This is a genomic window from Acidovorax sp. (assembly GCF_016783915.1).
In the GTDB taxonomy this organism is placed as follows: Bacteria; Pseudomonadota; Gammaproteobacteria; order Burkholderiales; family Burkholderiaceae_C; genus Acidovorax.
In genome coordinates this window covers 30676-56827 of the sequence record NZ_JADHVT010000008.1, presented here as the reverse complement: position 1 = coordinate 56827, position 26152 = coordinate 30676, and the positions used below count along the sequence as shown (strand labels likewise).

Genomic DNA, 26152 nt, shown 5'->3' with positions numbered 1-26152 from the left:
CTCAATGTCCTCCGGTGCCCAGATAGGCCTCAATCACTTTTTCATTCTTCTGCACGGTGGCAGGTGTGCCTTCGGCGATCTGCTTGCCGTAGTCCAGCACCGTCACGCGGTCACACAGGCCCATCACCAGCTTCACATCGTGCTCGATGAGCAAGATGGTGCGGTTGTCGTTGCGGATGCGGTCGATCAGCTCGCGCAGCAGCACCTTTTCGGTGGCATTCATGCCGGCGGCGGGCTCGTCCAGCGCAATCAGTTGCGGGTCAGTGGCCAGGGCCCGGGCGATCTCCAGGCGGCGCTGGTCGCCGTAGCTCAGGGTACGCGCCTTGTAGTCGGCAAACTTGCCAATGCCCACGTAGTCGAGCAGTTCCTGCGCACGCTTGGCGATGGCGGCTTCTTCTTCCTTGAAGCCCTTGGTGCGCAGCACAGCGCCCAGCAGGCCGGACTTGGTGCGGATGTGGCGGCCCACCATCACGTTTTCCAGCGCCGTCATTTCTGCAAACAAACGGATGTTCTGGAAGGTGCGCGCAATGCCCGCCTTGGCCACTTCGTGCACGGCCGTGGGCTCGTAGGGCTTGCCCGCGAGTTCGAAGGTGCCGCTGTCGGGGGTGTACAGGCCGGTGATCACGTTGAAGAACGTGGTCTTGCCCGCGCCGTTCGGGCCGATCAGGCCATACACCTGGCCTCGCTCAATGGTGATGCCCACGTCGGAGAGGGCTTGCAGGCCGCCAAAGCGCTTGGAAATGCCGGCAACCCGCAGCACCACGTCGCTGGCCGATTTCTGAATGTTCTCTGCCATGTTCTAACTTTCTGCGGTGTTCAGGTCTTCTGCGTGAGGCTCTTGCCATGGTCGGGCGCAGGCCACAGACCACGGGGACGCATCAGCATGATGATGATCATGGCCAGTGCGATCAGCAGCTGGCGCAGGATGGCGGAGTCCAGGCGGCCGTCCGTCATGGCCTGCAGGGGGCCTGCCACATAGCGCAGCACTTCGGGCAGGGCCGACAGCAGCACGGCGCCCAGGATCACACCAGGAATATGGCCGATACCGCCCAGGACCACCATGGCGACGATCATGACCGACTCCATCAGGCTGAACGACTCGGGCGACACAAAGCCCTGGAACGCACCGAACATCGCACCCGACACGCCGCCGAACGAAGCACCCATGCCGAAGGCCAGCAGCTTCATGTTGCGGGTGTTGATGCCCATCGCCTTGGCGGCAATTTCGTCTTCACGGATGGCCATCCAGGCGCGGCCGATGCGCGAGTCCTGAAGGCGGTAGCAGATGATGATGGAAACCACCACCAGGGTCAGGAAGAGGTAGTAGTACAGCGTGACGGAGTTGATGTCGAAACCGAACACCTCCAGCCGCTTGCCCAGGTCCAGGCCAAAGATCTTGACCGAGTCGATCTGACCCAGACCCTTGGGGCCGTTGGTCAGGTTGACGGGGTGGTCCAGGTTGTTCAGGAAGATGCGGATGATTTCGCCAAAGCCCAGCGTCACGATGGCCAGATAGTCGCCGCGCAGCTTGAGCGTGGGCGCCCCCAGCATGGCGCCAAAGAACGCCGCTAACAACGCCGCCACCGGTATCACGATCCACAGCGAGGTGTGCAGCCCGTTAGGGAACATGGCGGCAAACGCCGCAAAGTTGTCCGCAAGGTGCGGCGAGGCCATCAAGGCAAACAGGTAGGCACCCACGGCGTAGAACGCCACGTAGCCCAGGTCCAGCAGGCCGGCGTAGCCCACCACGATGTTCAGGCCCAGAGCCAGCAGCACGTACAGCAGGGCCAGGTCGGCAATACGCACCCAGGCGTTGCCGAAGGATTGCAGGATCAGCGGCAGCACCAGCAGCGCCACGGCGCCGATGATCCAGTTGGTTTTGGTGTTCTTCATGGTGTGAGGCTCCTCAGGCGCGATCGGCAACACGCTCACCCAGCAGGCCCGAGGGGCGCAGCGTCAGGATGATGATGAGCACGATGAACGCAAAGATGTCGGTGTAGTGGCTGCCCAGCAGACCGCCCGTGAGCGTGCCGATGTAGCCCGAGCCGATGGCTTCGATGAGGCCCAGCAGGATGCCGCCCACCACCGCGCCGGCCAAGTTGCCGATACCGCCGAACACCGCAGCCGTGAAGGCCTTGAGCCCGGGCAGGAAGCCCATGGTGTGCTGCGCCGTGCCGTAGTTAGAGGCATACATGATGCCGGCGATGGCCGCCAGAATGGCGCCGATGATGAAGGTGGCCGAGATCACCATGTCGGGCTTCACGCCCATCAGGGATGCCACGCGGGGGTTCTCAGCCGTGGCGCGCATCGCACGGCCCAGGTTGGTGTGGTTGACCAGATAGACCAGCGAGGCCAGGGCCACCGCCGTCACACCCAGAATCAGGATCTGCGTGGGCGTGATGTACGCACCACCCACCTGGAACGGCGTGCTGGGCAGCAGCGTGGGGTACGGCTTGTAGTTGGGCTTCCAGATGATCATGGCCAACGTCTGCAGCAGGATCGACATGCCGATGGCAGTGATCAGGGGGGCGAGACGGGGACTTGTGCGCAGTGGCTTGTAGGCCACTTTTTCGATCACGAAATTGAGCGTGGCAGCGACCACGCAGGCGATGAGCGTGGCCAGCAGCAAGATGACCCAACCCGGCGCGCCGGGCATGGCAGCCTGCATCATTCCAATACAGCTCCAGCTGGTGAGGGCGCCGATCATGAGCACCTCGCCGTGGGCGAAATTGATGAGTTGAATAATGCCGTACACCATCGTGTAGCCCAAGGCTATCAAGGCGTACATGCTGCCGAGTACCAGACCGTTGATGATCTGTTGCAGCAAAATGTCCATAAGAGAAGTCCTTCGTTTGTGACGTACCCACCGCTTTGGCACCGGAATCGGTACAGCCTTGTGGGCCCGACTGCCATCTAGCAAAAAACCCGCCAGGAATGCAGCTGTGCGGGTTTGTGGACGGGATTGTAGCGAGTAGTCACAACCGCCCCAATCCAAGCCGGGCGGGGTTTTCCCTCGGGTTTTCGTCACATCAGCGCGCCACGCACTGCATAAGGAATTTTGATGCACGCAAGATAATTGATGTGCAAACTTATTACCTTGATCATGCCGAATCGGCATAAAGCGCGCTGCGCAGTGCGTTGGGGCCGCCGCAGGAGGTGCGCGGCCACCTCGCCCAGCCAGCCAGACTACCGATCACGAGGCGGTGTCTGAATCTTGTACGCCAGGCGTGGCCGCTGCGGTATTGCGGTCGCGCAACTCACGCAGCTTCAGTGCGATCTTGATCTCCAGGCCCCGCTCCACGGGCTGGTAGAAGCCGGGTTCCGGCATGCCTTCGGGCAGGTAGTTCTCACCCGCCGCAAAGCCACCCTCCTCGTCGTGGGCGTAGCGGTAGCCCTTGCCGTAGTCGAGCTCTTTCATCAACTTGGTGGGCGCATTGCGCAGGTGCATGGGCACTGGGCGTGTGCCATCCTGTTTGACCCAGGCCCGCGCCGCGTTGTAGGCCTTGTAGACCGCGTTGGACTTGGGCGCCACCGCCAGGTACACCACGCATTCGGCCAGTGCCAGCTCGCCTTCGGGACTGCCCAGGCGCTCGTACACCTCGCTGGCGTCCAGCGCCAGGCGCAGTGCGCGCGGGTCGGCCAGACCCACGTCCTCGGCTGCCATGCGCACCAGGCGGCGCGCCATGTAGCGCGGGTCGGCGCCGCCGTCCAGCATGCGCACCAGCCAGTACAGCGCGGCGTCGGGATCGGAGCCCCGCACGGACTTGTGCAGCGCGCTGATGGTGTCGTAGAACTGCTCGCCACCTTTGTCGTAGCGGCGCATGCGCTCGCCCAGCACCTTGAGCAGCCAGGCATCGGTGATCTCGGGAAGTTTCTCCTGCGCGGCCGCCATGGACAGGGTTTCCAGCGTGTTGAGCAGGCGGCGCGCGTCGCCATCGGCGTAGGCCACCAGGCGGTCAATTGCTATATCTTCTATAGCAGGCAGCGCATGTTCTTTCTGCGCCAGCGCCACTATCTGCTTCAAATCCTGCTCGGACAGCGGCTGCAGCACGTACACCGCTGCACGCGACAGCAGTGCGGAGTTGACCTCGAAGGACGGGTTCTCGGTGGTGGCGCCGATGAAGGTGAACAGGCCCGACTCGACATGCGGCAAAAACGCGTCCTGCTGACTCTTGTTGAACCGGTGCACTTCATCGACGAACACGATGGTGCGCTGCTGCATGAGCCCGTCGCGCGCGGCCTGAGCCTGCTCTACGGCCTCACGGATGTCCTTGACCCCACCCAGCACGGCGCTGATGCTGATGAACTGCGCATCGAACGCATCGGCCATCAGGCGCGCAATGGTGGTCTTGCCAACGCCGGGCGGGCCCCACAGGATGCAGCTGTGTGGTCTGCCGGACTCAAACGCCAGCCGCAGCGGCATGCCCGGGCCCAGCACATGCTGCTGCCCGATCACCTCGCCCAGTGTGCGGGGCCGCAGGCGTTCAGCCAGGGGCTGGTGGGTGGAAGGGTGTACCGAGGAAGGGGCGGAGGCACCGCGTGCTGCCATGTTCGTATCCTGTCTACATCACGCTGATTTTGAAGCCAAACTGGCCTCTAGCGCCCAAAAAACATGCACCAGCAGCTATTCTTTTGAGAGCAAAACCTACTGCTTCACGACATCCGCCCCAGCCGGAGGCTTGAACTGGAACGTGCTGGCAGGCAGCGCCGTATTGGCCTGCATGCCGGTAAAACGAATCAGCGAACGCTGGCCAAAGCTGTCCAGGATGTCCAAGGCCGCAAGCTGCTCGCCCGCAAAGCCCACACGCACGCTCTTGAGCTGGCCGTCCTTGGTCTTGGGGCTGGCCAGTACCCACCGCAGGCCGTCCGCATCGGGCGAGGCCTCCAGCGTGAACTCGGCCTTCAGCGCCGACAGGTCGGGCGCGGACGCCAGCAGTGCTGCGGGCGTGCTGCCCAGGGCCTGGGATTGCGAGCGCTGCGTGACCTGGTTCAGGTCCACGTCGTACAGCCAAAGGGTCTGGCCGTCGGCCACGATGGTCTGCTCGAAAGGTTTTTTGTAGACGAACTTGAAGCGCCCGGGGCGCTGGAATTCAAAGCTGCCGCTCGATGTCTTGGTGCGCGCGGTCTGGCCATCCTTGGGGGGCGAAGTCACGGTCTGGGTGAAATCGGCCTTACCCGTCTGCGTGCCCTTCATGAAGGACTCCAGGCTTTTTAACCCGTCAGCGCTAGCCACGCTTGCCGCAGCAGCTATCAAAATTGCAGTAGCGATCTTTTTCAACAGAAACTCCTGTGGGGTAGGGTCCGGCCTTGCGGTCCGGCCGGTCATTCGCTGCGGTTGGGTACCAGCACTTCGCGCTGGCCGCTGGTGGTCAGGCCACTGACGAGTCCGGCCTTTTCCATGTCTTCCAGCAAACGCGCCGAGCGGTTGTAGCCAATGCGCAGCTTGCGCTGCACGTACGAGATGCTGGCCTTGCGGTCCTTGAGCACCACTTCGACGGCCTGGTCGTACATGGGGTCCTTCTCGCCCCCTTCGCCACCACCGCCCTCCCCTGACAGATCACCCTCGCCATCCACAGTTCCACCTTCGAGCACGCCTTCTATGTAGTCCGGCTCCCCTTGCTGCTTGAGGTAACTGACGACACGGTGTACTTCTTCGTCCGACACAAAGGCGCCGTGCACGCGAATCGGCAGGCCCGTGCCGCTGGCCATGTAGAGCATGTCACCCATGCCCAGCAGCGCCTCGGCGCCCATCTGGTCGAGGATGGTGCGGCTGTCGATCTTGGAGCCCACCGAGAACGCGATGCGGGTGGGGATGTTGGCCTTGATCAGGCCGGTGATCACATCCACGCTGGGGCGCTGGGTGGCCAGGATCAGGTGGATGCCGGCCGCGCGCGCCTTTTGCGCCAGGCGGGCGATCAGTTCTTCGATCTTCTTGCCCACCACCATCATCAGGTCGGCCAGCTCGTCGATGATGACCACGATGTGTGGCAGGCGCTGCAGCGGCTCGGGCTCTTCGGGCGTGAGGCTGAAGGGGTTGTAGATGAACTCTTCGCGCGCCTTGGCCTCGTCGATTTTGACGTTGTAGCCCGCCAGGTTGCGCACACCCAGCTTGGACATGAGCTTGTACCGCCGCTCCATCTCGGCCACGCACCAGTTCAGGCCGTGGGCCGCCTGCTTCATGTCGGTGACCACGGGCGCCAGCAGGTGCGGAATGCCTTCGTAGACCGACATTTCCAGCATCTTGGGGTCGATCATCAGCAGGCGCACATCGCGTGCCTCGGCCTTGTACAGCAGCGAGAGGATCATCGCGTTGATCCCCACCGACTTGCCCGAGCCCGTGGTACCGGCCACCAGCACGTGCGGCATCTTGGCCAGGTCGGCCACCACCGGGTTGCCCACGATGTCCTTGCCCAGGCCCATGGTGAGCATGCTCTTGGCCTCGTGGTAGACCTGCGATCCCAGGATTTCGGACAGACGGATGGACTGGCGCTTGGCGTTGGGCAGCTCCAGCGCCATGTAGTTCTTGCCGGGGATGGTCTCGACCACCCGGATGGACACCAGGCTGAGCGAGCGCGCCAGATCCTTGGCCAGCCCCACGATCTGCGAGCCCTTCACGCCGGTGGCGGGTTCGATCTCGTAACGGGTGATCACCGGGCCGGGCATGGCGGCCACCACGCGCACCTCCACGCCAAAGTCCTTGAGCTTTTTCTCGATGAGGCGGCTGGTCATCTCCAGCGTCTCGGGGGCCACGGTTTCCTGGCGCTGCAGGGGGCCATCGAGCAGGTCTACCAGGGGCAGCTTGCTGTCCGGCATCTCGGTGAACAGGGGTTTCTGGCGCTCCTTCACCACGCGGGTGCTCTGTGGCACATCCACCAGAATCGGCTCGATGATTTGCACGGGCTCGGGGTGGTGCACCTCGCTTTCGGTGCGCTCCTCCAATACCACCACTTCGCGCTCGCGGGCCGCCTTGCGGCCCACGGCGACATCCTTGGCCACCTCGCGTTTTGCCAGGCGCGACTGCACCAGCGCATCAAGGCGCCCGCCGAGAAACTCCGCCACATGGCCCCACGAGAAGCGGAACACCAGGGCCGCCCCCGCCACCGCCAGCACGATCGCCAGCAAGCCGGAGCCCGTGAAACCCAGCCACTTCACGCCAGCCGGTCCCACCAGGTAACCCAGCACACCACCAGCATGCCCAGGCAGGAACGACTCAAACCGGTACAGACGCGACCATTCAAGCGCCGTGCTGGAACACATCAGCACCACCAGACCACCCCAGAACGTGGCCCGGCGCACCAGAGGGCTGGCGGCGCCCGCCACCACTTCGCCCCCGCGCATCCAGCGCGCCAGCGACGACAGCCAGGCGCGCACGCCTGCCGCCACGCACCACCACACTGAAAACCCCAGCGCAAAGTAGCTGCCATCGGCCAGCCAGGCGCCAAAGCGCCCCGCCCAATTGGCAACGGAGCGTGCGTCGCGAGCGCCCGAGGTGGACCAGGCCGCATCCTGCGCCGAATAGCTGACGAGCGCCAGCAGCCAGAAAACCAGGGCCAGCAAGCCCACCACCAGGGCGATTTCGTGGCCAAAACGGGCGGCGCCCGTGCGGGGCGGCGACTTGGCAGCCGCCGATGCATTCAGGGTATTGAGGGAATAGGTCATAAACGTGCGGGGTGAGCTTACCCCATGCGTTGCGCTGGGCGCACCACCCGGCGCAGGGTCCACCCCCCGGCTTTCAGCCCAGCGCGTTCAGCCGGTCCTTGAGCAGGGTGGCACCGCTGGGCAGCGCCTCGATGAAGCCGCGCTCCTCCAGGTCTTTCATCACGCGGCTGACCATTTCGCGGGAAGCTCCGACCATCTTGGCCAGGTCCTGGCGGGAGATTTTGTCCTTGATCAGCAGCTGCCCCTGCGCATCGGGCACCGCAAAGTCCAGCAAGGCATGGGCCACCCGGCCGTACACATCCAGTAACGCGAGTGACTCAATCTTGCGATCAGCATGGCGCAGGCGCTTGACCAGCCCGCGCATCACCACCAGCGACATGGACGCGTTCTCGGTGAGGCAACGTGCAAACTCCGCACGCCCCAGCATCAGCACGTCGGTCTGCACCTCCGCACGCACCGTGGCCGAGTGGGGTTCGTTGTCGATGATGCTCATCTCGCCCAGGTAGTCGCCCTGGGCCAGGGTGGCCAGAATCACCTCACGCCCCCGGCTGTCCGACGTCATGACCCGGGCGCGCCCTGTGAGCAGTATGAACAAGGCATTGGACTTTTGCCCCTGCTCCACCAGAGCCTCGCCACGCTTGAAGCGGCGCTTGATCACCGCACCGCTGATCACCTCGGCCTGCGCCACGGTCAGCAGCGAGAACAAGGGCACCCGGCGCAGCAGGTCCAGGTTGGACAACATCGTCGACATGAAACATCTCCTTTCAGGGCGCGACCCAGCCGGAGCCGCAGCGGTCATGCAGGGGTTATCAATGGGTTCTTACAATCACCGTGATTGAAAACGGGGCCACTCTTGCGAGCGGACGCCGGTTGATACTCGGCGGCTCGACCCCCAGCTTTCCCAACAGCGCCCCATGTAGCGGGCGCAAAACACAGGCTTTTACCATGTCCACCACCCAACACGCGAAAGTTCTGATCCTTGGCTCGGGCCCAGCGGGCTACACCGCAGCGGTTTATGCCGCCCGCGCCAACCTGAACCCGGTGCTCATCACCGGCATGGCCCAGGGTGGCCAGCTGATGACCACCACCGAGGTGGACAACTGGCCTGCCGACGTCCACGGCGTGCAGGGGCCGGAGCTGATGCAGCGTTTTCTCGAGCACGCCGAGCGCTTCAAGACCCAGATCATCTTCGACCACATCAACAAGGTCGATTTCAGCAAACGCCCCTTTACGCTCACCGGCGATAGCGGCACCTACACCTGCGACGCATTGATTCTGGCCACTGGCGCATCGGCCAAATACCTGGGCCTGCCCTCGGAAGAGGCCTTCATGGGCAAGGGTGTGTCCGGCTGCGCGACCTGCGACGGGTTCTTCTACCGCGAGCAGGATGTCTGCGTGGTGGGCGGCGGCAATACGGCGGTGGAAGAAGCGCTGTACCTCTCGAACATCGCCCGCAAGGTCACACTGGTGCACCGCCGCGACAAGTTCAAGGCCGAACCCATTCTGGTGGACAAGCTCAACGAAAAAGTGGCAGCGGGCAAGATCGAGCTCAAGCTCTTCAACACGCTCGACGAGGTGCTGGGCGACAACACCGGCGTGACAGGCATCCGCATCAAGAGCACAAAGGACGGCAGCACGGAAGACATCAAACTTCAGGGCTGCTTCATTGCCATCGGCCACGCGCCCAACACTGAGATCTTCCAGGGCCAGCTGGAGATGGAGAACGGTTACATCATCACCCAGGGCGGGCTCAAGGGTTTTGCCACCCAGACCAGCGTGCCCGGCGTGTTCGCCGCCGGCGACGTGCAGGACCATGTGTACCGCCAGGCCATCACCAGTGCTGGTACGGGCTGCATGGCTGCACTGGACGCCCAGCGCTTTTTGGAACAAGAGTCTTGATGAAAAACTGAGCAGCAGGCTATAATCTGCGGCTTTGCTGAATTCGGCCCGTTTTTGCGGTCCTTCGAAACAGGCAAATCGGGTTACCGCCACCCTTTCTGGCGAGGTGAGGCCGCAAGCCAACCTGGGCAAACAGCCCAGGGCTCAGCGAGCGGCCGTTAATAAGTATCGGAGTGTCCTCATGGCACGCGTCTGCGACGTAACGGGCAAGAAGCCCATGACTGGGAACAATGTTTCCCACGCCAACAACAAAACCAAGCGCCGGTTCCTGCCGAACCTGCAATACCGCCGTTTCTGGGTTGAGAGTGAAAACCGCTGGGTTCGCCTGCGTGTTTCGAGCGCTGCCCTGCGTTTGATCGACAAGAACGGTATCGACTCGGTGCTCGCAGACCTGCGTGCCCGTGGCCAGGCTTAAGGAGTAGCACCATGGCAAGCAAAGGCGGACGCGACAAGATCAAGCTGGAATCCACTGCGGGTACCGGTCACTTCTACACCACGACCAAGAACAAGAAGACCATGCCCGAGAAGATGCTGATCATGAAATTTGATCCCAAAGCTCGCAAGCATGTGGAATACAAGGAAATGAAGCTGAAGTAATTCAGTCTCTTTCTTGTCATCCAAAAAGCCGCCCGGCATCCAGCCCGGCGGCTTTTTTCATGGACGACTCTCACGCGCGACCTGCCGCGCACCCCGCCCCCTGCCGCAGCAGTCCAACCTCCATCGACCACTTGCTCCCCGCCAGCTTTTCGCGCTGAACCCACAGCCAACAAAAACCGCTGAAGGCACAAGGCCCTGCAGCGGTTTGGGGGGAGGTGCGCCGGGGTCAGTGGTCCGACCGGCTGCGCCACCAAGGCGTTACATCAAACCCGTGCAGCGCGCAGACGGATGGAGAACTCGCGCAAGGCCGCCACACCGCTTTCTTCCGCCCGGCGGCACCAGGCTTGCAGGTCCGCAGTGAGCTGCTCGCGGGATTGGGAGGTGTTCAGCCACAACTGACGCAGCTCTTCGCGCATGGTCACCATCTTGTCGAGCGTCGGAGATGCAGCGCGGGCCTGCGCCAGCTGGGGCAAGGCACCTGCTGGCACCTTCTCGGTATCGCGGTGCAGCCAGCGCTTGGCGGCCTTGAGCACCGATACGTCGGCCTGGCGCGCCTGCAGCGCGGCAATCTCATCCTTGCAAGCCTGACGCACGCCGCGCGCATAGCCAGCCATCACTTCGTAGCGGTTGGCGATCAAGGCCTCCAGCGTCTTTTCATCGGCCACGGGCTTCACATCGCCCAGTTGCAGCTTGGGCGGCACCTTCTTCACATTGGCCCAGCCAATTTTCTTCATGAGGCTGATGTACACCCAGCCAATGTCGAACTCATAGGGCTTGACCGAGAACTTGGCCGACGTGGGGTAGGTGTGGTGGTTGTTGTGCAGCTCTTCACCGCCAATGATGATGCCCCAGGGCGACAGGTTGGTGCTGGCGTCCTGCGCCTCGAAGTTGCGGTAGCCCCAGTAGTGGCCCACACCATTGACCACCCCTGCTGCCCAGAACGGAATCCAGAGCATCTGCACCGCCCACACCGCGGCGCCCAGGGCGCCAAACAGGGCCAGGTCCAGGATGAGCATGAGGCCCACGCCTTGCCAGCCGTAGCGGGTGTACACATTCCGCTCCATCCAGTCATCGGGCGTGCCGTGGCCGAACTTCTTGATGGTTTCCATGTTCTTGGACTCGGCGCGGTACAGCTCGGCGCCGCGCCACATCACGGTATCCAGCCCGCGGGTCTGGGGGCTGTGGGGGTCGTCCACGGTTTCGCATTTGGCGTGGTGCTTGCGGTGGATGGCCACCCATTCCTTGGTGACCATGCCAGTGCCAATCCACAGCCAGAAGCGGAAGAAATGCGAGGGGATAGCATGCAGGTCCAGCGCACGGTGCGCCTGCGCGCGGTGCAGGAAGATCGTGACCGCCGCAATGGTGATGTGGGTCGTGGCAAGGGTGTACAACACGATCTGCCACCAGGCCAGGTTCCACAACCCATGTCCCAGCCAGTCAATGGCGGCGTTCAGTACAGCCCAGTCGGGTAACAGCATATTCACAAAAACCTTACTACAGAGAACCCGCTCACCAACGAAACAGGTGGTTAATTTTAGATGGCCTGCCTCTGAACGGATCAGGGGAATCCACAGTATTTACGCTGGTTTAGAGCCATACCCCCAGCATTTCAGTCCTTCTTGGCCCAGATGGCGGCAAAAAACCCGTCGGTCTGATGCAGATGGGGCCACAAACGCAAATAGCTATTGCCCGATGCGCCGCCGCTGCACAAACCCTTGGCGCCCTCGACCTTGAGCTGCTCCAGCAGTTCACCAGCATCCAGCAGCTGAAAGTCGGGGTGTGCGGCGCTGAAGGCCTCGGCAATGGCCTCGTTTTCTTGCGGCAGGATGCTGCAGGTGGCATACACCAGACGGCCGCCCGACTTGAGCAGGCGGGCTGCGCTGTCCAGGATGGCCGTCTGCTTGGCCACCAGCTCATCGATGGCCTTGGGCGACTGGCGCCATTTGAGGTCGGGGTTGCGCCGCAAGGTGCCCAGGCCCGAGCAAGGCGCGTCCACGAGGACGCGGTCGATCTTGCCCGCCAGACGCTTGACGCGGTCGTCGCGCTCGTGCGCGATGGCGGCGGGGTGCACGTTCGACAGGCCGCTGCGTGCCAGGCGGGGCTTGAGCGCATCCAGACGGTGTGCTGACACATCGAACGCGTAGAGGCGCCCGGTGCTGCGCATGCTCGCGCCAATGGCGAGCGTCTTGCCCCCTGCGCCGGCGCAGAAGTCCACCACCATCTCGCCACGCTTGGCGTCCAGCAGCAAAGCCAGCAGCTGTGAGCCCTCGTCCTGCACCTCGATGGCGCCCCGTGTGAAGGCATCGAGCTTGGTCAGCGCAGGCTTGTCGTCAATGCGCAGGCCCCAGGGCGAATACGGCGTAGGGACTGCCTTGATACCGGCCTTGGCCAGCTCCTTTTGCACATCGGCACGCTTGTCCTTGAGCGCGTTGACGCGCAAATCCAGGGGTGCGCTTTGGGCGAGACTTTCCACCAGCGGCCAGAAACCATCGCCCAACTGGTCCTTCAGGGGTTTGACCATCCATTCGGGCAGGTTGTGGCGGTGGCGCTCCATGAGGTCATCGACCGTGACAGCATCGCACTGGTCCAGCCAGTTCTTTTCCTGATCGGTCAACGCGCTCTTGAGGAAGTCGCGCGGGCCGTAGAAGCCTAGGATGGCCAGGCGGCGCTCCTTGGGACCCGAGCCCGACGGAGCCATGTGGTCAAACAGCAGCTTTTTGCGCAGCACGGTGTAAACCGTTTCAGCCAGCGTGGCGCGCTCGCGCGGCCCCAGGCCCCGGTTGTCGCGGAAGAAACGTGACACCACCGCGTCGGCGGGGTGTTCAAACGTGAGGGTGAGCCTGACCAGTTCGGCACAGGCGTCGAGAAGAACTTTGGGATGCATCCCCCGATTGTCCCATTCCCCGCCGCGAGGGCCCGCTCGACGCCTTTTCTTTGGCGGTCCATTGCCCTGGCAGCGCAGCGCCCCAAAGCGCTGCAGAACGGGTATGCAACAAAGTCAGCGCTGGGATTGATCGCTCTTCTTCTTCAGCGTGAGTAGATCGGTTCAAACGCCGAGCGCTCGATCTGCTGCAGCGTCGGCGACTCTCCCGCCCACAGCACCAGCGCGGGGCCGGGCAGGCTCAGGTTGCGCTCCAGCGCGCGGCACAGGTGGTAGCGGCTTTCATCGTCCATACCCGGCAGCTCTACGAACACCAGGTAGGCCCTGCGCTGGGGGTATTCGCGCAGGTTCTTGCGCACCAGCCAGCACCGGGCCAAAGGAGCGCAGCGGGCCAGTTCGGACTGCAGCTCGGCCAGTTCGAAGGAGCTCAGGTCGTGCCGCACGATCTGGCTGAAGAACGACGTGCCCGACAGCTCTTCCCAGGCCCGTTCTTCAGACTCCTGCGCGCGCTCCAGCCGCTTGCGCCACTGCTTGAAGACGGCTGCATCGTGATCCAGCCCCAGGCGTGGCGTCTCCAGCTCGGCCAATGCCGTGCGCGCGGCCCAGTAGCGGTCGCTGCTGCCCGTCTCCCACAACCGGTGCAGCAACTGGAGCTTGCCCTCGCGATCATCATCCGCCAGGCAAGGCACCAGTCCACGCAGGGCAGCGGGGTATTCGGGGCTGCGCTGCAACGCCAGCTCGTAGAGTGCACGCACATCGGCATGCGGGTCCAGGTGGCGCTTGAGGCGGGCCAGCTCCACCAGGTCGGCGGCACTGCTCTGCGCCGTCGATGCACCCAGGGCCTCGGCGCGTGCGCGCACGCGCCCCAGCCAGGCGTGGTGCTGCTTCCATTCGCTGGCGTTGTTGCGGCACCATTGCTTGTCGAAATGCGCCACCCAGCGCTTGGCATCAGGCCCCAGCAGGGCCAGCGCGTTGCCGCGCGACCAATCGGGCAGCGTGGGGGTGGCATCCAGTGCCTCGATGCGGTCGCGCAGGCCGGGGTGGGTGTCGTCCAGATTGCTCAGGCGCTTGAGCGCCTGGCGCAAGGAGTCGTTGGCAAAGGCTGCGTCGGGGGCCTTGGCCAGGGCACGGCGCATGCTGCGGTAGGGCCCCACCGGCAAGGGGTTGCCCGCAGCTGCACACCAGTGGTTGCCCCAGAACTCCGCTTGCAGCCACGCGCCCCGTATCTCGATCTCGGCCAGGGCCGCAGCGGTCACATCTCGGCCCAGCAGCTTGCCGGCAATGCGGTCGGCCTCGTACTCGTCCTGGCGAGCCAGCGCAAAGGTCTTGGCAGAAAAGCGCGGGAAGTACCAGCGCATGAACAGCTGCGTGGCGGCAGCCACCGGCCCCTCGTCATCAGCCAGGCTGTGGTTCAAGCGCATCCATGACAGGCGCGTGCGGTAGATCCAAGCGGCAAAACGGCCATGGTCGCCACGCAGGTGGCCGTATTCATGCGCCAGAACCGCCAGGAAACGCGGCCGGTCCAGCGCCATCAGCAAGGGCAGGCCAATGCTCAGGTGGTTGACAGCGCCGCCCAGCAGCCCAAAACGCGGCAGTTGCTGGATGCTGGCGTTGAACTCGTCGGTCAGCGTGACCTTGTGGATGGGTGGGCCTTTGATCTTGCGGCGGATGCGCGCCAGCGCTTCAAACAGGTCGGGAGCATCCAGCGCTGTGATCTCCACGCCCTGGGGCTCATCAAACCGCACCCACAGCGCACGCAGGCTCACCCACAGCAGACCTCCGGCACCCAGCAGGGCCAACAGCATCGCGAAACGAAAGCGCCCTTGCAGCAACTGGGGCACCACCCACAGCAAAATGCCAACGGACAGTGCCATACACCCCAGCACCCATGCATAACCCAGGGCGGCAAACGCAGCCACACTGCGGCGGTATGCGCGACTGTTCTCGGCGCTGGCATGCTCGCTCATGCGCACCATGTGCACAAAATCTGCCTGATCCACGGGCGTCCCTCACTCTGGTTGTTTTTTTCAGCCGCCATCCTAACCACTCACGCCACCAAAGCACCATGACCGACGACGACCTGCCCGACCTCATCCGCACGCCCCCCGGCCTGTATCGCCACTACAAGGGCATGCTCTATGAAGTGATCGACACCGTGCGGCACAGCGAGACGCTGGAGCCCATGACGCTGTACCGCGCGTTGTATGGCCAGCGCGGCCTGTGGGTGCGGCCGGCCGCCATGTTTGAGGAGCAAGTGCTCATCGAAGGCGTACTGCGCCCCCGGTTTGAGAAATGGGAGGGTGAAGCCCCGCCGCCTGAACCCCGCTGATATCAAGCGACCGTGCGCGGGAACACCGCCGCCACCACCAGCCCACCGCCCGGTGCATTGCGCAGGGAAAGTTGCCCACCGTGGCGCCGGACGATGTCGCTGGCGATGGTGAGCCCCAACCCCACCCCGCCGCTCTGGCGATTGCGCGAAGCCTCGACGCGGTAGAAAGGCTCCATGACCCGGTCCAGCTCTTCGGGAGTAATGCCCGGGCCATGGTCACGCACCTCGATGGTCAGGGCGTCCGCCGCGTCGTGCAGCGTGACCTCGGCGCTGCCGCCGTAGCGCACGGCATTGCCCACCAGGTTGTCCAGGCAACGCCGCAGTGCCACGGCCTGCACGCGCAAGGGGGCAGCCTGCCCCGCCACGGTGACGGCGTGACCCATCGCCACCTGGTCGTCCGCCATGCTGTCCACCAAGGCCTGCACATCCAGATGCACCCAGGCCTCCGCACCCGCCACGCCGCGCAGGTAATCCAGCGTGGAGGCAATCATGGCGTCCATTTCGGCAATGTCGCGCCGAAACAGCTGCTGCGCCTGGGCGTCGCCCAGGCTTTCGGTGCGCAGCCGCAGCCGCGTCAGGGGCGTGCGCAAATCGTGCGACACGGCCGCCACAAAGCGGTCGCGCTCGGCCAGTTGCTGGCGGATGCGCGCCTGCATCTGGTTGAACACGCGGCTGGCGTCGCGGCATTCCAGCGTGCCGTCCTCGGGCAAAGGGGGGCGGTGGATGTCGCGCCCCAGCTCCTGCGCGGCCGTGGCCAGCCGGCGCATGGGGCGCGACAGCCAGCGCGCGGCCCACCACGCCGCAGCCACCAGCGCAGCCAGGCGCACGCTGATGTCCAGCAGCAGGCCCAGCTGCAGCGAGGACGGCGCGTTCCATATGCCTAAGCCCTCAACCGGCCTTGGCGGCGGGAACGAATGCCCATCGGCAGCCACCGCATGCGGCGGCGGGCCCGGTGGAGGCCCTGGGTGGGCGGGGCGCAGCTCGAACATCAGTGTCAGCGCCAGCACATGGCTCACGATGACGGCGGCGATGAGCAGCAGGGCGAGCCGACCGAACAGGGTGTCAGGCATGCAGCGCTGGACTGCAGCGCGCAGCTGCGATTGCGTGGGCGTCAGTGGGGCCACCCTACCTGCCCTTGCAGCGACTGCACGTTGAACAGATACCCGGCACCGCGCACGGTGCGGATCATGGAAGGCGACCGCGGGTCGTCCGCAAGCTTGCTGCGCAGGCGTGACACCAACAGGTCGATGCTGCGTTCGAATGCATCCATGGCCCGGCCGCGGGCCTGCTCCATGAGCTGGTCGCGGCTGAAAACGCGGCGCGGCATGCGCAAAAAGGTGCACAGCAAACGGAACTCGGCATTCGACAAGGGCACCACCATGCCCCCGGGCGACACCAGATGCCGCTCCAGGCTGTGCAGCGTCCAGCCATCAAACCGCACCACTTCATCAGGCCCCTGCCGCACAGGTGCCTCGGCGCCGCGCGTGCGGCGCAGCACGGTCTGGATGCGGGCCACCAGCTCACGCGGCTCGAAGGGTTTGCCCATGTAATCGTCCGCGCCCATCTCCAGCCCCAGCACGCAGTCATACGGGTTGGCGCGCGCGGTGAGCATGATGATGGGCACCCGCGAGCGCTCACGCAGCTCCCTTGCCAGCGTGATCCCGTCAGTGCCGGGCAGCATCACATCCAGCACCACCAGGCCGATGGGCTGGGCGGCCATCTGGGCGCGCATCGTCTGCGCGTCACAGGCCGCGTGGGCGGCATAGCCAAAGCGGGTCAGGTAGTCGGTGAGGAGTATGGTGATCTCGACATCGTCGTCCACCACCAGGATGTGTTGCATGGGCAGGCACAGGCACAAAAGAACGCACCAAGTTTAGGGAGGCTTAGCACCCTGCGCGGGGCAATCTGGCGGGCCTTTGCCCCCCTGTTCATGCCTTGCATCTGCCCTTTGTATCGGCCTTGGTACAAAGCGGACAAACCCTGGAGACACGCGCACCCAAGAATGGGATCGGGCCATGGCTGAGGGCTTCCGCAGTGGAGGGCCCGGCACCGGTCCACCTTTGGAACGAAAGGAACAACGATGACGACCATCAGTAGCGTCAGCAGTGCCTGGTCCAGTGCGAGCGTGCAGCGGGCATCGCGCCCGGGGCCTTCGCCGGAGCGGCTGCTGTCCAAGATCGATACCGACGGTAGCGGCGGCGTGAGCGACACCGAATTGCAGGGCCTGCTGGACAACGTGGCGAAGAAAACCGGCGTCAGCAGCCAGACCAGCGCGGCCGACCTGGTGAAGCAATACGACGCCAACGGCGACGGCAGCCTGAACGCCGACGAGCTTGGCAAGACTCTGCAAAGCGTGCTGCCACCGCCCCCCTCCACCATGGCATTTGCCCAGTCGCGCGGTGGCGAAGGCAGCAGTTCGGCCACCAACGCCACGGGCCAAGCGGGCGACGACCTGTTTGGCAAGGTGGACAGCGACGGCGATGGCGCCGTGAGCAAGACCGAGCTGCAGGCCCTGCTGGAGGCCATGTCCGGCGGCACCGCCAGCCAGACCGGCGTGAGCAGCGACGACGTGTTCAGCCAGCTGGATACCGATGGTGATGGCAGCCTGACGCAGGCCGAGTTCGATGCGGGTCGTCCCTCAGGCCCCGGCGCGGGTGCCGAGGGCATGCAGGCCATGGGCGGCATGCCACCACCTCCGGGTGGTCCGAGGGGGGCAGGTGGCGCTGACGCCGCATCCGACAGCAGCTCGGCGACCAGCTACGACCCCCTGGACACCAACGAGGATGGCGTGGTCTCGGCCGCCGAGCGCCTGGCGGGAGGAACCAGTACGGCCGAGCAGGACGCCATCACCGCGCTGTTCAACGCCATCGACACCGACGGCGATGCCAGCATCAGCGCCAGCGAGTCGAAGGCGTTCATCGACCAGCTGACCAGCCAGGTGCAGTCCACCACCACCAGCACCAGCACCGAGTCCACCGGCCGCAACGACCTGGCGCGGCTGGCCGACTTTGCGCGACAGCAGTACGAACGCGCCGCCAGCGACTGGCGCACGGCGTCGAACACCAGCAGTCTGAGCGCCGTGGCCTGACAAGGTGTGAACGACCAGGCGGCGCCCTCCGGGACGCGCCCCTGATTTCTGGCCGCACAGTGCGATTCGCCCGTCAGTTGACGAGCTGTGCGAGCCAGAATCCGGCCCCGGGGTTGGTGGGTGGGCCCTGGGACACGAAATCTGATTCAAATCGGCCAGATGCGCTAGTGCATCATGCCTTGATAGCTATAAATTTAGCAGCATTAACCCTGTCAGCGAGGGAGCGGTGGGCACGCCACGCGCCCAGCCTGCCTCGCCCCGACCTCCCCCCCTACAGGGAGCGCACCAGCGCCCGCACGGCGCGGGGGTAGATCACATGCTCCTGGGTCAGCACCCGGGCGGCCAGCGTCTCGGCGGTGTCGCCCGGCAGCACCGGCACCACGGCCTGGTCGAGAATGGGGCCCACATCCAGCTCTGCTGTCACCTGGTGCACCGTCACGCCCGCAAACTTGCAGCCCGCGTCGATGGCGCGCTGGTGCGTGTGCAGCCCGGTAAAGGCTGGCAACAGCGAGGGGTGGATATTGATGAGCCGCCCGGCGTAGTGCGCCACAAATCCGGGCGTCAGAATACGCATGAACCCCGCCAGCACCACCAGCGTAGGCTGGTGGCGGTCGATGGTGGCGGCCAGTTCCGCATCGAACGCCTCGCGGCTGGCAAAGGCCTTGTGGTCTAGCGCCTCGGCGGCGATACCGTGCTCGCGCGCAAACACCAGCCCCGCAGCATCCGGTTTGTTGCTGATCACGGCCGCCACGCGGGCGCCATAGCGATGGGCCCAGTTCTCTTGTTGCGCGGTGCGAACGATGGTGGCCATGTTCGAGCCGCCGCCAGAGATCAGAATGACGATGTTCTTCATAAATTGCCCCGGATTATCCCAGCCATGCCTTTTGACCCTGCGACCCGCCCCCTCACCCCCAACGAAGCCCGCGTGCTTGCCACCCTGATGGAAAAGGCGCGCACCGTGCCCGACAGCTACCCCATGTCGCTCAACGGCCTGGTCACGGGCTGCAACCAAAAAACCAGCCGCGACCCGGTGATGAACCTGAGTGACGCCGAGGCGCAGGAGGCGCTGGATTCGCTCAAGCTGCTGACGCTGGCGTTTGAAAGCAGCGGCAACCGCACCACACGCTGGGAGCACAACTTCCAGCGCGGCGTGGGCGTGCCCGAGCAGTCGGCCGTGCTGCTGGGCCTGTTGATGCTGCGCGGCCCGCAGACGGCGGGCGAGCTGCGCATCAACGCCGAGCGCTGGTACCGGTTTGCCGACATTTCGTCGGTCGAAGCCTTTCTGGACGAGCTGCAGGAGCGCAGTGCCGAAAAGGGTGGCCCGCTGGTCGTGCAGCTGCCCCGCGCTCCTGGCGCGCGCGAGCAGCGCTGGGCCCACTTGATGTGCGGGCCGGTGGATACCACCGCCAGCCATTCAGCGCCCGGGAATACGGCAACAGCCGCATCGCCCGCATTGCAGGCCCGTGTGGACGCCCTGGAGGCCGAAGTGGCGAGCCTGCGCAACACCGTGCAGCGCCTGTGCGCCGAGCTAGGCATTTCCCCTGACTTCAGTCCAATGTCGCCACCCGGACAGGAATAAAACGAACGACCGTGCTACAAATGCGTAATCATTAGGAGACGCACCGCATGGATCTCGCATTCACCCCCGAAGAGCAGGCCTTTCGCGAAGAGATTCGCGCTTGGGTTCACGCCAATCTGCCCAAAGAAATCTCTCACAAGGTCCACAACGCCTTGCGCCTGACCCGCGAGGACATGCAGGGCTGGGCCAAGATTCTGGGCAAAAAAGGCTGGCTGGGCTTTGGCTGGCCCACAGAATTTGGCGGCCCCGGCTGGACGGCCGTGCAAAAGCACCTGTTTGAAGAAGAATGCGCCCTGGCCGGCGCGCCCCGCATCGTGCCGTTTGGCCCGGTGATGGTGGCCCCGGTGATCATGGCGTTTGGCAATGCCGAACAGCAAAAGCGCTTTTTGCCTGGCATCGCCAGCGGCGAAGTGTGGTGGAGCCAGGGCTACAGTGAACCCGGTTCTGGCTCGGACCTGGCCTCCGTCAAGACCCGCGCCGAGCGCGTGGGCGACAAGTACATCGTCAATGGCCAAAAGACCTGGACCACCCTGGGCCAGTACGGCGACTGGATGTTCAACCTGGTGCGCACCAGCACCGAGGGCAAGCCGCAAACCGGCATCTCCTTCCTGCTGCTGGACATGAAGTCCAAGGGCGTCACCGTGCGCCCCATCAAGCTGCTGGACGGCGAGTGCGAAGTGAACGAGGTGTTCTTCGACAACGTCGAAGTGCCCGCCGAAAACCTGATCGGCGAAGAGAACAAGGGCTGGACCTACGCCAAGCACCTGCTGAGCCACGAGCGCACCAACATCGCCGACGTGAACCGCAGCAAGCGCGAACTGGAGCGCCTCAAGCGCATTGCCAAGACCGAAGGCGTATGGGACGACCTGCGCTTCCGCGACCAGATCGCCCTGCTCGAAGTGGACATCGTCGCCCTGGAAATGCTGGTGCTGCGGGTGCTGTCGGCCGAGAAGTCAGGCAAGAACTCGCTCGACATCGCAGGTCTGCTCAAGATCAAGGGCAGCGAGATCCAGCAGCGCTATGCCGAGTTGATGATGCTGGCCGCCGGCCCCTTTGCCATGCCCTTCATCGAAGAAGCCATGGAAGCTGGCTGGCAAGGCAACTTCCCAGGCGGTGTCACCGCCAACGCACCGCTGGCATCCACCTACTTCAACCTGCGCAAGACCACGATCTATGGCGGCAGCAATGAAGTTCAACGCAACATCGTCGCGCAGACGGTTCTGGGCTAAGGAGACAAGAACATGGATTTCGATTTTTCTGACGACCAGGAACAACTGCGCGACGCCGTGCGCAAGTGGGTGGACAAGGGCTACACGTTCGAGCGCCGCCGCGCCGCCGTGGCCGCTGGCGGTTTTGACCGCGCCGCATGGAACGAGCTGGCCGAGTTGGGCCTGACCGCCCTCACCGTGCCCGAAGCGCACGACGGCATGGGTCAGGGTGCCATCGATGCGATGGTCGTGGCCGAAGAACTGGGCCGCGGCATTGTGCTGGAGCCGATTGCGCAAGCCTTCATTGCCAGCAGCGTGCTGTCGCACTACGCACCGGCCGACGTACAGGGCGCATGGCTGCCCCGCGTGGCCAGCGGTGAAGCCCTGGTGGTGCTGGCCCAGCAGGAGCGAAAGGCGCGCTACCGCCTGGACGTTTGCGATGCAAAAGCGGCCAAGGCGCAATCAGGATATGCGGTAACAGCTATCAAAAGCGTAGTACCTGCGGGCGACAAGGCCGACGCCTTCATCGTGCCTGCGCAGCTCGACGGCCACATCGCCCTCTTTCTGGTCGAACGCACTGCCAGCGGCGTGACCACGCAGGGCTACGTCACGCAAGACGGCAGCCGCGCCGCTGAGGTGCACCTGACCAACGCCCCTGCCACGCTCATCACCACCGACGGCCTGGCCGCGCTGGAGCTGGCTGTGGACACTGGCATCGCCGCAGCCTGCGCGGAAGCCGTTGGCGTGATGGACAAGACCGTGGCCATCACGGTCGAATACATGAACCAACGCAAGCAGTTTGGCGTGTTCATTGCCAGCTTCCAGGCACTGCGCCACCGCGTGGCCGACATGAAGATGCAGCTGGAGCTGGCCCGATCAATGAGCTACTACGCCAGCCTCAAGCTCGGCGCCCCCGCTGCCGAACGCCGCGCCGCCATGGCCCGTACCAAGGTCCAACTGGGCCAATCGATGCGTTTTGTGGGCCAGCAGGCTGTGCAACTGCATGGCGGCATCGGCGTGACGGACGAATACATCGTAAGCCACTATTTCAAGAAGCTCACGCAGTTGGAAGTGACTTTTGGCGACACGCTGCACCACCTGGGTGAAGTGTCCGCCCGCATGCAAGACACCGCAGGCGTGTTCGCCTGATGTGAACTGACGCAGCCGCGTAACACCCGCAGACGATGCTCGTGGATTCCCCAGTCCACGGGCATTTTTTCTTTTTGGAGACACCCCCATGAATCACGCATTCCTGTTGCCACGCCGATCCCTTTTGCTGGCTGCCGCTGCGGCCGCCACCCTGGCGCTGGCAGGCTGCGCTACCAAGAGCCCCAGCCTGGCCGAGGCGCCGCCCATCGTCTTTGTGCATGGCAATGGCGACACCGCCGCGCTGTGGCAGACCACCGTATGGCGGTTCGAATCCAACGGCTGGCCACGCGAGCGCCTGCACGCCATTGACGTGCCCTACCCCCTGTCGCGTGATGAGGACGCCAAACCGCAGGCGGGCCGCACGTCGGCCTATGAGCATATGGCCTACCTGAAGGCCGAGGTGGACAAGGTGCTCAAGATCACGGGCGCCCGCCAGGTGGTGCTGGTAGGCAACTCGCGCGGCGGCAATGCCATCCGCAACTACATCTACAACGGCGGCGGTGACAAGACCGTGAGCCACGCCATCCTGGGTGGCACCCCCAACCACGGTGTGTGGGCGATCCCGGGGTTCCGCGAAGGCAACGAGTTCTCGGGCACAGGCCCGTTCCTCAAGGCGCTGAACGCCCCCAAGAATGCGGCGGGCGACGAGGTGAGCGGCCCCGTGAAATGGCTGACCATCCGCTCGGACAACAACGACAAGTTCGCCCAGCCCGATGGCCTGTGGATCGGCCAGAAAGGCACGGCCACCAACGTGACCGCCGCCGGCCCCGAACTCAAAGGTGCCACCAACGTGGTGATTCCGCGCATCGACCACCGCGAAACGTCGTACTCGCCCGCCGCGTTTGAAGCCACCTACCGCTTCATCACCGGCAAGGCTCCGGCACGCACCGACATTGCGGCCGAAAAATCCGTCGTGCTCAACGGCAAGGTCACCGGTCTGGGCGTGGACTCTGCGGACCCCAAGACCGGCAACTTCAGCAACAACCTGCCCCTGGCGGGCGCGCAGCTGGAGGTGTACGCCACCGACCCCGCCACGGGCGCCCGCGCGGGCAATGCCTTGCTGCGCAAAACGGTGGGTGCGGATGGCCAATGGGGCCCGCTGGCCGTCCCCACCGGCTCGCCCATCGAGTTTGTGATCGCCGCCCCCGGCTACGCCACCACCCACATCTACCGCAGCGGCTTTCCGCGCAGCAGTGATCTCATCCACCTGCGCCCCGAACGCATCGCCGACGCAGACAAGGCCGCCGAATCCATCGTCACACTGAGCCGCCCCCGTGGCTATCTGGACCCGGCGCGCGACAAGATGCTGCTGGATGGCACCCCACCTGCTGGTGTGCCCGCTGGGGCAGGTGTTGCATCTGCCAAGGTCAAGCCTGCGGGCGGCGTGCGCGCTATCGCGGCAGAGTTCAACGGAGAGCGCTTGGTGGGGCAGACTTGGCCTGCGGCCAGCGGCCACCTGGTGTTTCTCGAATTGACTTACTGATGGAATAGGCGCTGCCCGGTGCCTGTGCTGCACGCAGGACATCACCAAGAGCGGTCAAGATGGCCCCGATGGCTAGGCGCTCCGTCGCAGACAGTACGAAGGGCCTGTCAACCCTCTTTTCGGGGTCGCGAAGGCCCTTGCGGGCGTGCCAATCTAGGCGCGCGACGCCGCGTGCGCTCTTGCACACGTAAGGAGCGGAACGACGAGTGGCGCGCCCGCAGGGGCCTTCCCTTCGGGTTGCCCGGCCTGGGGGCGGTCTGCGGCGTTGCCCGCGCTTGCAAGGTGCCTACCTTGCTGCGCACAGGCGCCTTGCATCCCGCCCCCAGGTCGGGAAACGCGATCCCCGAAAAGAGGGTTGGCAGGCCCTCACGGCAAGACGGAGCAACGACGCCAGCGGGGCCATATTGGCCGCTTCGCCAACTAAGCCAACAGTCTGGAAGACTTTGGCACGTGGGCCATCAGGAACTCCATCTGATCGGCAAGGATGCGCCGGTTGCGCAGGATGAAGTCTTCCCAGAGGCTCGGCACATAGGGCGCATACAGCAACGGCATGTGCGCCTGCTCAGGCGTGCGAGGACCTTTGCGGTGGTTGCAGGGGCGGCACGCCGTGACCACGTTCATCCAGTGGTCCTGGCCGTTGCGGGCAAACGGCACGATGTGCTCGCGCGTGAGGTCTTCTTCGTGAAAATGCCCGCCGCAGTAGGCACACACATTGCGGTCGCGGGCAAACAGCTTGCTGTTGGTCAGGCTGGGTTTGAGCTCAAAAGGGTTGATGCTGGGCACGCCCTTGGTGCCGATGATGCTGTTGATGGCGATCACCGATTGCTCACCCGTGATGGCGTTGTGCCCGCCCCGGAACCGGGCGATCTGGGCACCGGACTCCCAGCGCACCTCACCAGCGGCGTAGTGAATCACCGCCTGTTCGAGTGAAATCCACGATTGGGGCAGCCCTTGGGCTGACAGCTTCAAGACCTTCAAAACACGCCTCCTGGAACACAAAGTACACAAGGATCGGAACGCAGATGTCTCGCGGGCAGCCCTGCGCGAGGCCAGCCGTGGGTCACAATATACTCCGTTTTCATGACAAATTGGCGTCCTGCGCTTATTGCGCTTGCACAGACCGCTATCAAAAAGATAACAAACCGATGAAGATCTTTCGCGGATTCCACCACCCTGGCATCGCCGATGCGTGTGCGCTGACCATCGGCAATTTCGATGGCGTGCACCGGGGTCACCAGGCCATGCTGGCCCTGTTGAACAGCGAGGCAGCACACCGGGGAGTGGAAAGCTGTGTCCTGACTTTCGAGCCCCACCCACGCGACTACTTTGCCGGGGCCCACCACAAGCCCGAACTGGCACCAGCCCGGATCGGCACCTTGCGGGACAAGCTCACCGAACTGGCCCGCTGCGGCGTGCAGCAGACCGTGGTGCTACCGTTTGACGCGCTGCTGGCAGCCCAGTCGCCCGACGCTTTCATCGACGAGGTGCTGGTGCATGGCCTGGGCGCACGTTACGTGCTGGTGGGCGACGATTTCCGCTTTGGCCGCCAGCGCGCGGGCGACTACGCCATGCTGGACGCTGCCGGGCAAGCCAAGGGCTTTGACGTAGCGCGCATGAACAGCTACGAGGTGCATGGGCTGCGCGTGTCCAGTTCCGCCGTGCGCCAGGCCCTGGCCGCAGGCGACATGGAGGCGGCCGCGCGCCTGCTGGGGCGGCCCTACACCATCAGTGGCCATGTGGTGCATGGCCGCAAGCTCGGGCGCGAGCTAGGCGCCACGGCAGAAGGCGCGGGCGATGGCTTTCGAACGCTCAACTTGCGATTTGCCCACTGGAAGCCTGCCGCCAGCGGCATCTTTGCCGTGCTGGTGCATGGCCTTGCTGGCGAGCCCTTGCCGGGAGTGGCCAACCTGGGCGTGCGCCCCTCCCTGGACCCCAATGACGTGAACGGCGGCCGCGTACTGCTAGAAACCCATTGCCTGCACTGGCCTGCGGAACTGGGCGCCGAAGGGGCGTACGGTAAAATCGTGCGTGTGGAACTGCTGCACAAACTGCACGACGAACTGAAGTACGACAGTCTGGACGCCCTGACGACGGGCATCGCGAAAGACTGTGCGGATGCGCGCGCCTACTTTGCATCGGCCCACGCCGCCCCCAACCACACCGAGACCCGGCGCCAGACCACGCGCGACCGAATTTAGGGGGCTGCCTGCGCAGCGCCTGCCCTGCAGGCCCGACACCTCCCGCGTTTCGCTCCCTCTTTCCCCGCATTGCCCCGGGCCT

At 64.5% G+C, this 26152-nt stretch carries 24 protein-coding genes; 10 read left to right on the top strand and 14 right to left on the bottom strand.

The features are described 5' to 3' along the window. Nucleotide 1: 1 nt before the first annotated feature. The 7 genes from ISS20_RS03435 to ISS20_RS03405 form a co-directional block, all read right to left on the bottom strand. Nucleotides 2-796, bottom strand: coding sequence for an ABC transporter ATP-binding protein (locus ISS20_RS03435; RefSeq protein WP_291433727.1), 795 nt, complete (start codon nucleotides 794-796; stop codon nucleotides 2-4). A gap of 20 nt (nucleotides 797-816) precedes the next feature. Further along, nucleotides 817-1893: an ABC transporter ATP-binding protein gene (locus tag ISS20_RS03430; RefSeq protein WP_056061055.1), complete on the bottom strand. Its 1077-nt coding sequence runs from the start codon at nucleotides 1891-1893 to the stop codon at nucleotides 817-819. A 13-nt stretch (nucleotides 1894-1906) separates the two neighbouring features. Then, nucleotides 1907-2836: a branched-chain amino acid ABC transporter permease gene (locus ISS20_RS03425; RefSeq protein ID WP_291433724.1), complete on the bottom strand. Its 930-nt coding sequence runs from the start codon at nucleotides 2834-2836 to the stop codon at nucleotides 1907-1909. Between the two features lie 357 nt (nucleotides 2837-3193). After that, a complete protein-coding gene (locus tag ISS20_RS03420; RefSeq protein WP_291433721.1) occupies nucleotides 3194-4549 on the bottom strand; it encodes a replication-associated recombination protein A in 1356 nt (451 codons plus the stop codon). A 96-nt stretch (nucleotides 4550-4645) separates the two neighbouring features. Then, entirely contained in the window at nucleotides 4646-5278 is a 633-nt protein-coding gene (gene lolA / locus ISS20_RS03415) for an outer membrane lipoprotein chaperone LolA (RefSeq protein ID WP_291433720.1), read from the bottom strand. A 44-nt stretch (nucleotides 5279-5322) separates the two neighbouring features. Further along, nucleotides 5323-7659, bottom strand: a complete 2337-nt coding sequence (locus ISS20_RS03410) for a DNA translocase FtsK (RefSeq protein WP_291433719.1) — start codon at nucleotides 7657-7659, stop codon at nucleotides 5323-5325. A gap of 73 nt (nucleotides 7660-7732) precedes the next feature. Further along, the gene (locus tag ISS20_RS03405; RefSeq protein ID WP_056061043.1) at nucleotides 7733-8410 is read right to left on the bottom strand and encodes a Crp/Fnr family transcriptional regulator; all 678 of its coding nucleotides are present in this window, start codon (nucleotides 8408-8410) and stop codon (nucleotides 7733-7735) included. Nucleotides 8411-8604: 194 nt separating this feature from the next. On the opposite strand from ISS20_RS03405, the gene trxB reads away from it, so the two are divergent. From trxB to rpmG, 3 genes are all read left to right on the top strand, one after another. Next, the gene (gene trxB / locus ISS20_RS03400) at nucleotides 8605-9558 is read left to right on the top strand and encodes a thioredoxin-disulfide reductase (RefSeq protein WP_291433716.1); all 954 of its coding nucleotides are present in this window, start codon (nucleotides 8605-8607) and stop codon (nucleotides 9556-9558) included. Nucleotides 9559-9739: 181 nt separating this feature from the next. Beyond that, nucleotides 9740-9973, top strand: coding sequence for a 50S ribosomal protein L28 (gene rpmB / locus ISS20_RS03395; protein ID WP_015013086.1), 234 nt, complete (start codon nucleotides 9740-9742; stop codon nucleotides 9971-9973). 11 nt (nucleotides 9974-9984) lie between these two features. Next, nucleotides 9985-10155: a 50S ribosomal protein L33 gene (gene rpmG / locus ISS20_RS03390; protein WP_008904999.1), complete on the top strand. Its 171-nt coding sequence runs from the start codon at nucleotides 9985-9987 to the stop codon at nucleotides 10153-10155. A 263-nt stretch (nucleotides 10156-10418) separates the two neighbouring features. On the opposite strand, the gene ISS20_RS03385 is transcribed toward rpmG, so the two are convergent. The 3 genes from ISS20_RS03385 to ISS20_RS03375 form a co-directional block, all read right to left on the bottom strand. Further along, nucleotides 10419-11633, bottom strand: coding sequence for a fatty acid desaturase (locus tag ISS20_RS03385; RefSeq protein WP_291433691.1), 1215 nt, complete (start codon nucleotides 11631-11633; stop codon nucleotides 10419-10421). A gap of 131 nt (nucleotides 11634-11764) precedes the next feature. Next, nucleotides 11765-13039 carry an RsmB/NOP family class I SAM-dependent RNA methyltransferase gene (locus ISS20_RS03380; RefSeq protein WP_291433689.1) on the bottom strand — a complete coding sequence of 425 codons (1275 nt, stop codon included), beginning with the start codon at nucleotides 13037-13039 and terminating at the stop codon, nucleotides 11765-11767. A gap of 143 nt (nucleotides 13040-13182) precedes the next feature. Then, nucleotides 13183-15036: a M48 family metalloprotease gene (locus ISS20_RS03375; RefSeq protein WP_291433687.1), complete on the bottom strand. Its 1854-nt coding sequence runs from the start codon at nucleotides 15034-15036 to the stop codon at nucleotides 13183-13185. Nucleotides 15037-15101: 65 nt separating this feature from the next. Here ISS20_RS03375 and ISS20_RS03370 point away from each other — a divergent pair, with 65 nt between their 5' ends. Next, entirely contained in the window at nucleotides 15102-15365 is a 264-nt protein-coding gene (locus tag ISS20_RS03370; RefSeq protein ID WP_291433685.1) for a DUF1653 domain-containing protein, read from the top strand. Nucleotides 15366-15367: 2 nt separating this feature from the next. Here the strand turns inward: ISS20_RS03370 and ISS20_RS03365 are convergent, their stop codons facing one another. Then, nucleotides 15368-16435: an ATP-binding protein gene (locus ISS20_RS03365; RefSeq protein WP_291433683.1), complete on the bottom strand. Its 1068-nt coding sequence runs from the start codon at nucleotides 16433-16435 to the stop codon at nucleotides 15368-15370. 41 nt (nucleotides 16436-16476) lie between these two features. Next, nucleotides 16477-17205: a response regulator transcription factor gene (locus ISS20_RS03360; protein ID WP_291433682.1), complete on the bottom strand. Its 729-nt coding sequence runs from the start codon at nucleotides 17203-17205 to the stop codon at nucleotides 16477-16479. A 240-nt stretch (nucleotides 17206-17445) separates the two neighbouring features. Between ISS20_RS03360 and ISS20_RS03355 the strand changes: the two genes are divergently transcribed. Further along, complete coding sequence (locus ISS20_RS03355; RefSeq protein ID WP_291433680.1) at nucleotides 17446-18453, top strand: EF-hand domain-containing protein; 1008 nt, start codon at nucleotides 17446-17448, stop codon at nucleotides 18451-18453. 271 nt (nucleotides 18454-18724) lie between these two features. On the opposite strand, the gene purN is transcribed toward ISS20_RS03355, so the two are convergent. Beyond that, the gene (purN, locus tag ISS20_RS03350; protein WP_291433678.1) at nucleotides 18725-19306 is read right to left on the bottom strand and encodes a phosphoribosylglycinamide formyltransferase; all 582 of its coding nucleotides are present in this window, start codon (nucleotides 19304-19306) and stop codon (nucleotides 18725-18727) included. A gap of 24 nt (nucleotides 19307-19330) precedes the next feature. On the opposite strand from purN, the gene ISS20_RS03345 reads away from it, so the two are divergent. The 4 genes from ISS20_RS03345 (at nucleotide 19331) to ISS20_RS03330 (ending at nucleotide 23872) form a co-directional block, all read left to right on the top strand. After that, a complete protein-coding gene (locus ISS20_RS03345) occupies nucleotides 19331-20032 on the top strand; it encodes a YceH family protein (protein WP_291433677.1) in 702 nt (233 codons plus the stop codon). A 47-nt stretch (nucleotides 20033-20079) separates the two neighbouring features. Continuing rightward, a complete protein-coding gene (locus ISS20_RS03340) occupies nucleotides 20080-21261 on the top strand; it encodes an acyl-CoA dehydrogenase family protein (RefSeq protein ID WP_291433676.1) in 1182 nt (393 codons plus the stop codon). Nucleotides 21262-21273: 12 nt separating this feature from the next. Beyond that, complete coding sequence (locus ISS20_RS03335; RefSeq protein ID WP_291433675.1) at nucleotides 21274-22389, top strand: acyl-CoA dehydrogenase family protein; 1116 nt, start codon at nucleotides 21274-21276, stop codon at nucleotides 22387-22389. Nucleotides 22390-22477: 88 nt separating this feature from the next. After that, on the top strand, nucleotides 22478-23872 hold the full coding sequence (locus ISS20_RS03330; RefSeq protein WP_291433673.1) for an alpha/beta fold hydrolase: 1395 nt from the start codon (nucleotides 22478-22480) through the stop codon (nucleotides 23870-23872). A gap of 420 nt (nucleotides 23873-24292) precedes the next feature. Here ISS20_RS03330 and ISS20_RS03325 read toward each other — a convergent pair whose 3' ends face one another. Then, the gene (locus tag ISS20_RS03325) at nucleotides 24293-24850 is read right to left on the bottom strand and encodes an HNH endonuclease (RefSeq protein ID WP_291433671.1); all 558 of its coding nucleotides are present in this window, start codon (nucleotides 24848-24850) and stop codon (nucleotides 24293-24295) included. Between the two features lie 167 nt (nucleotides 24851-25017). On the opposite strand from ISS20_RS03325, the gene ISS20_RS03320 reads away from it, so the two are divergent. After that, the gene (locus tag ISS20_RS03320; protein ID WP_291433668.1) at nucleotides 25018-26070 is read left to right on the top strand and encodes a bifunctional riboflavin kinase/FAD synthetase; all 1053 of its coding nucleotides are present in this window, start codon (nucleotides 25018-25020) and stop codon (nucleotides 26068-26070) included. The last annotated feature ends 82 nt before the right edge of the window (nucleotides 26071-26152 follow it).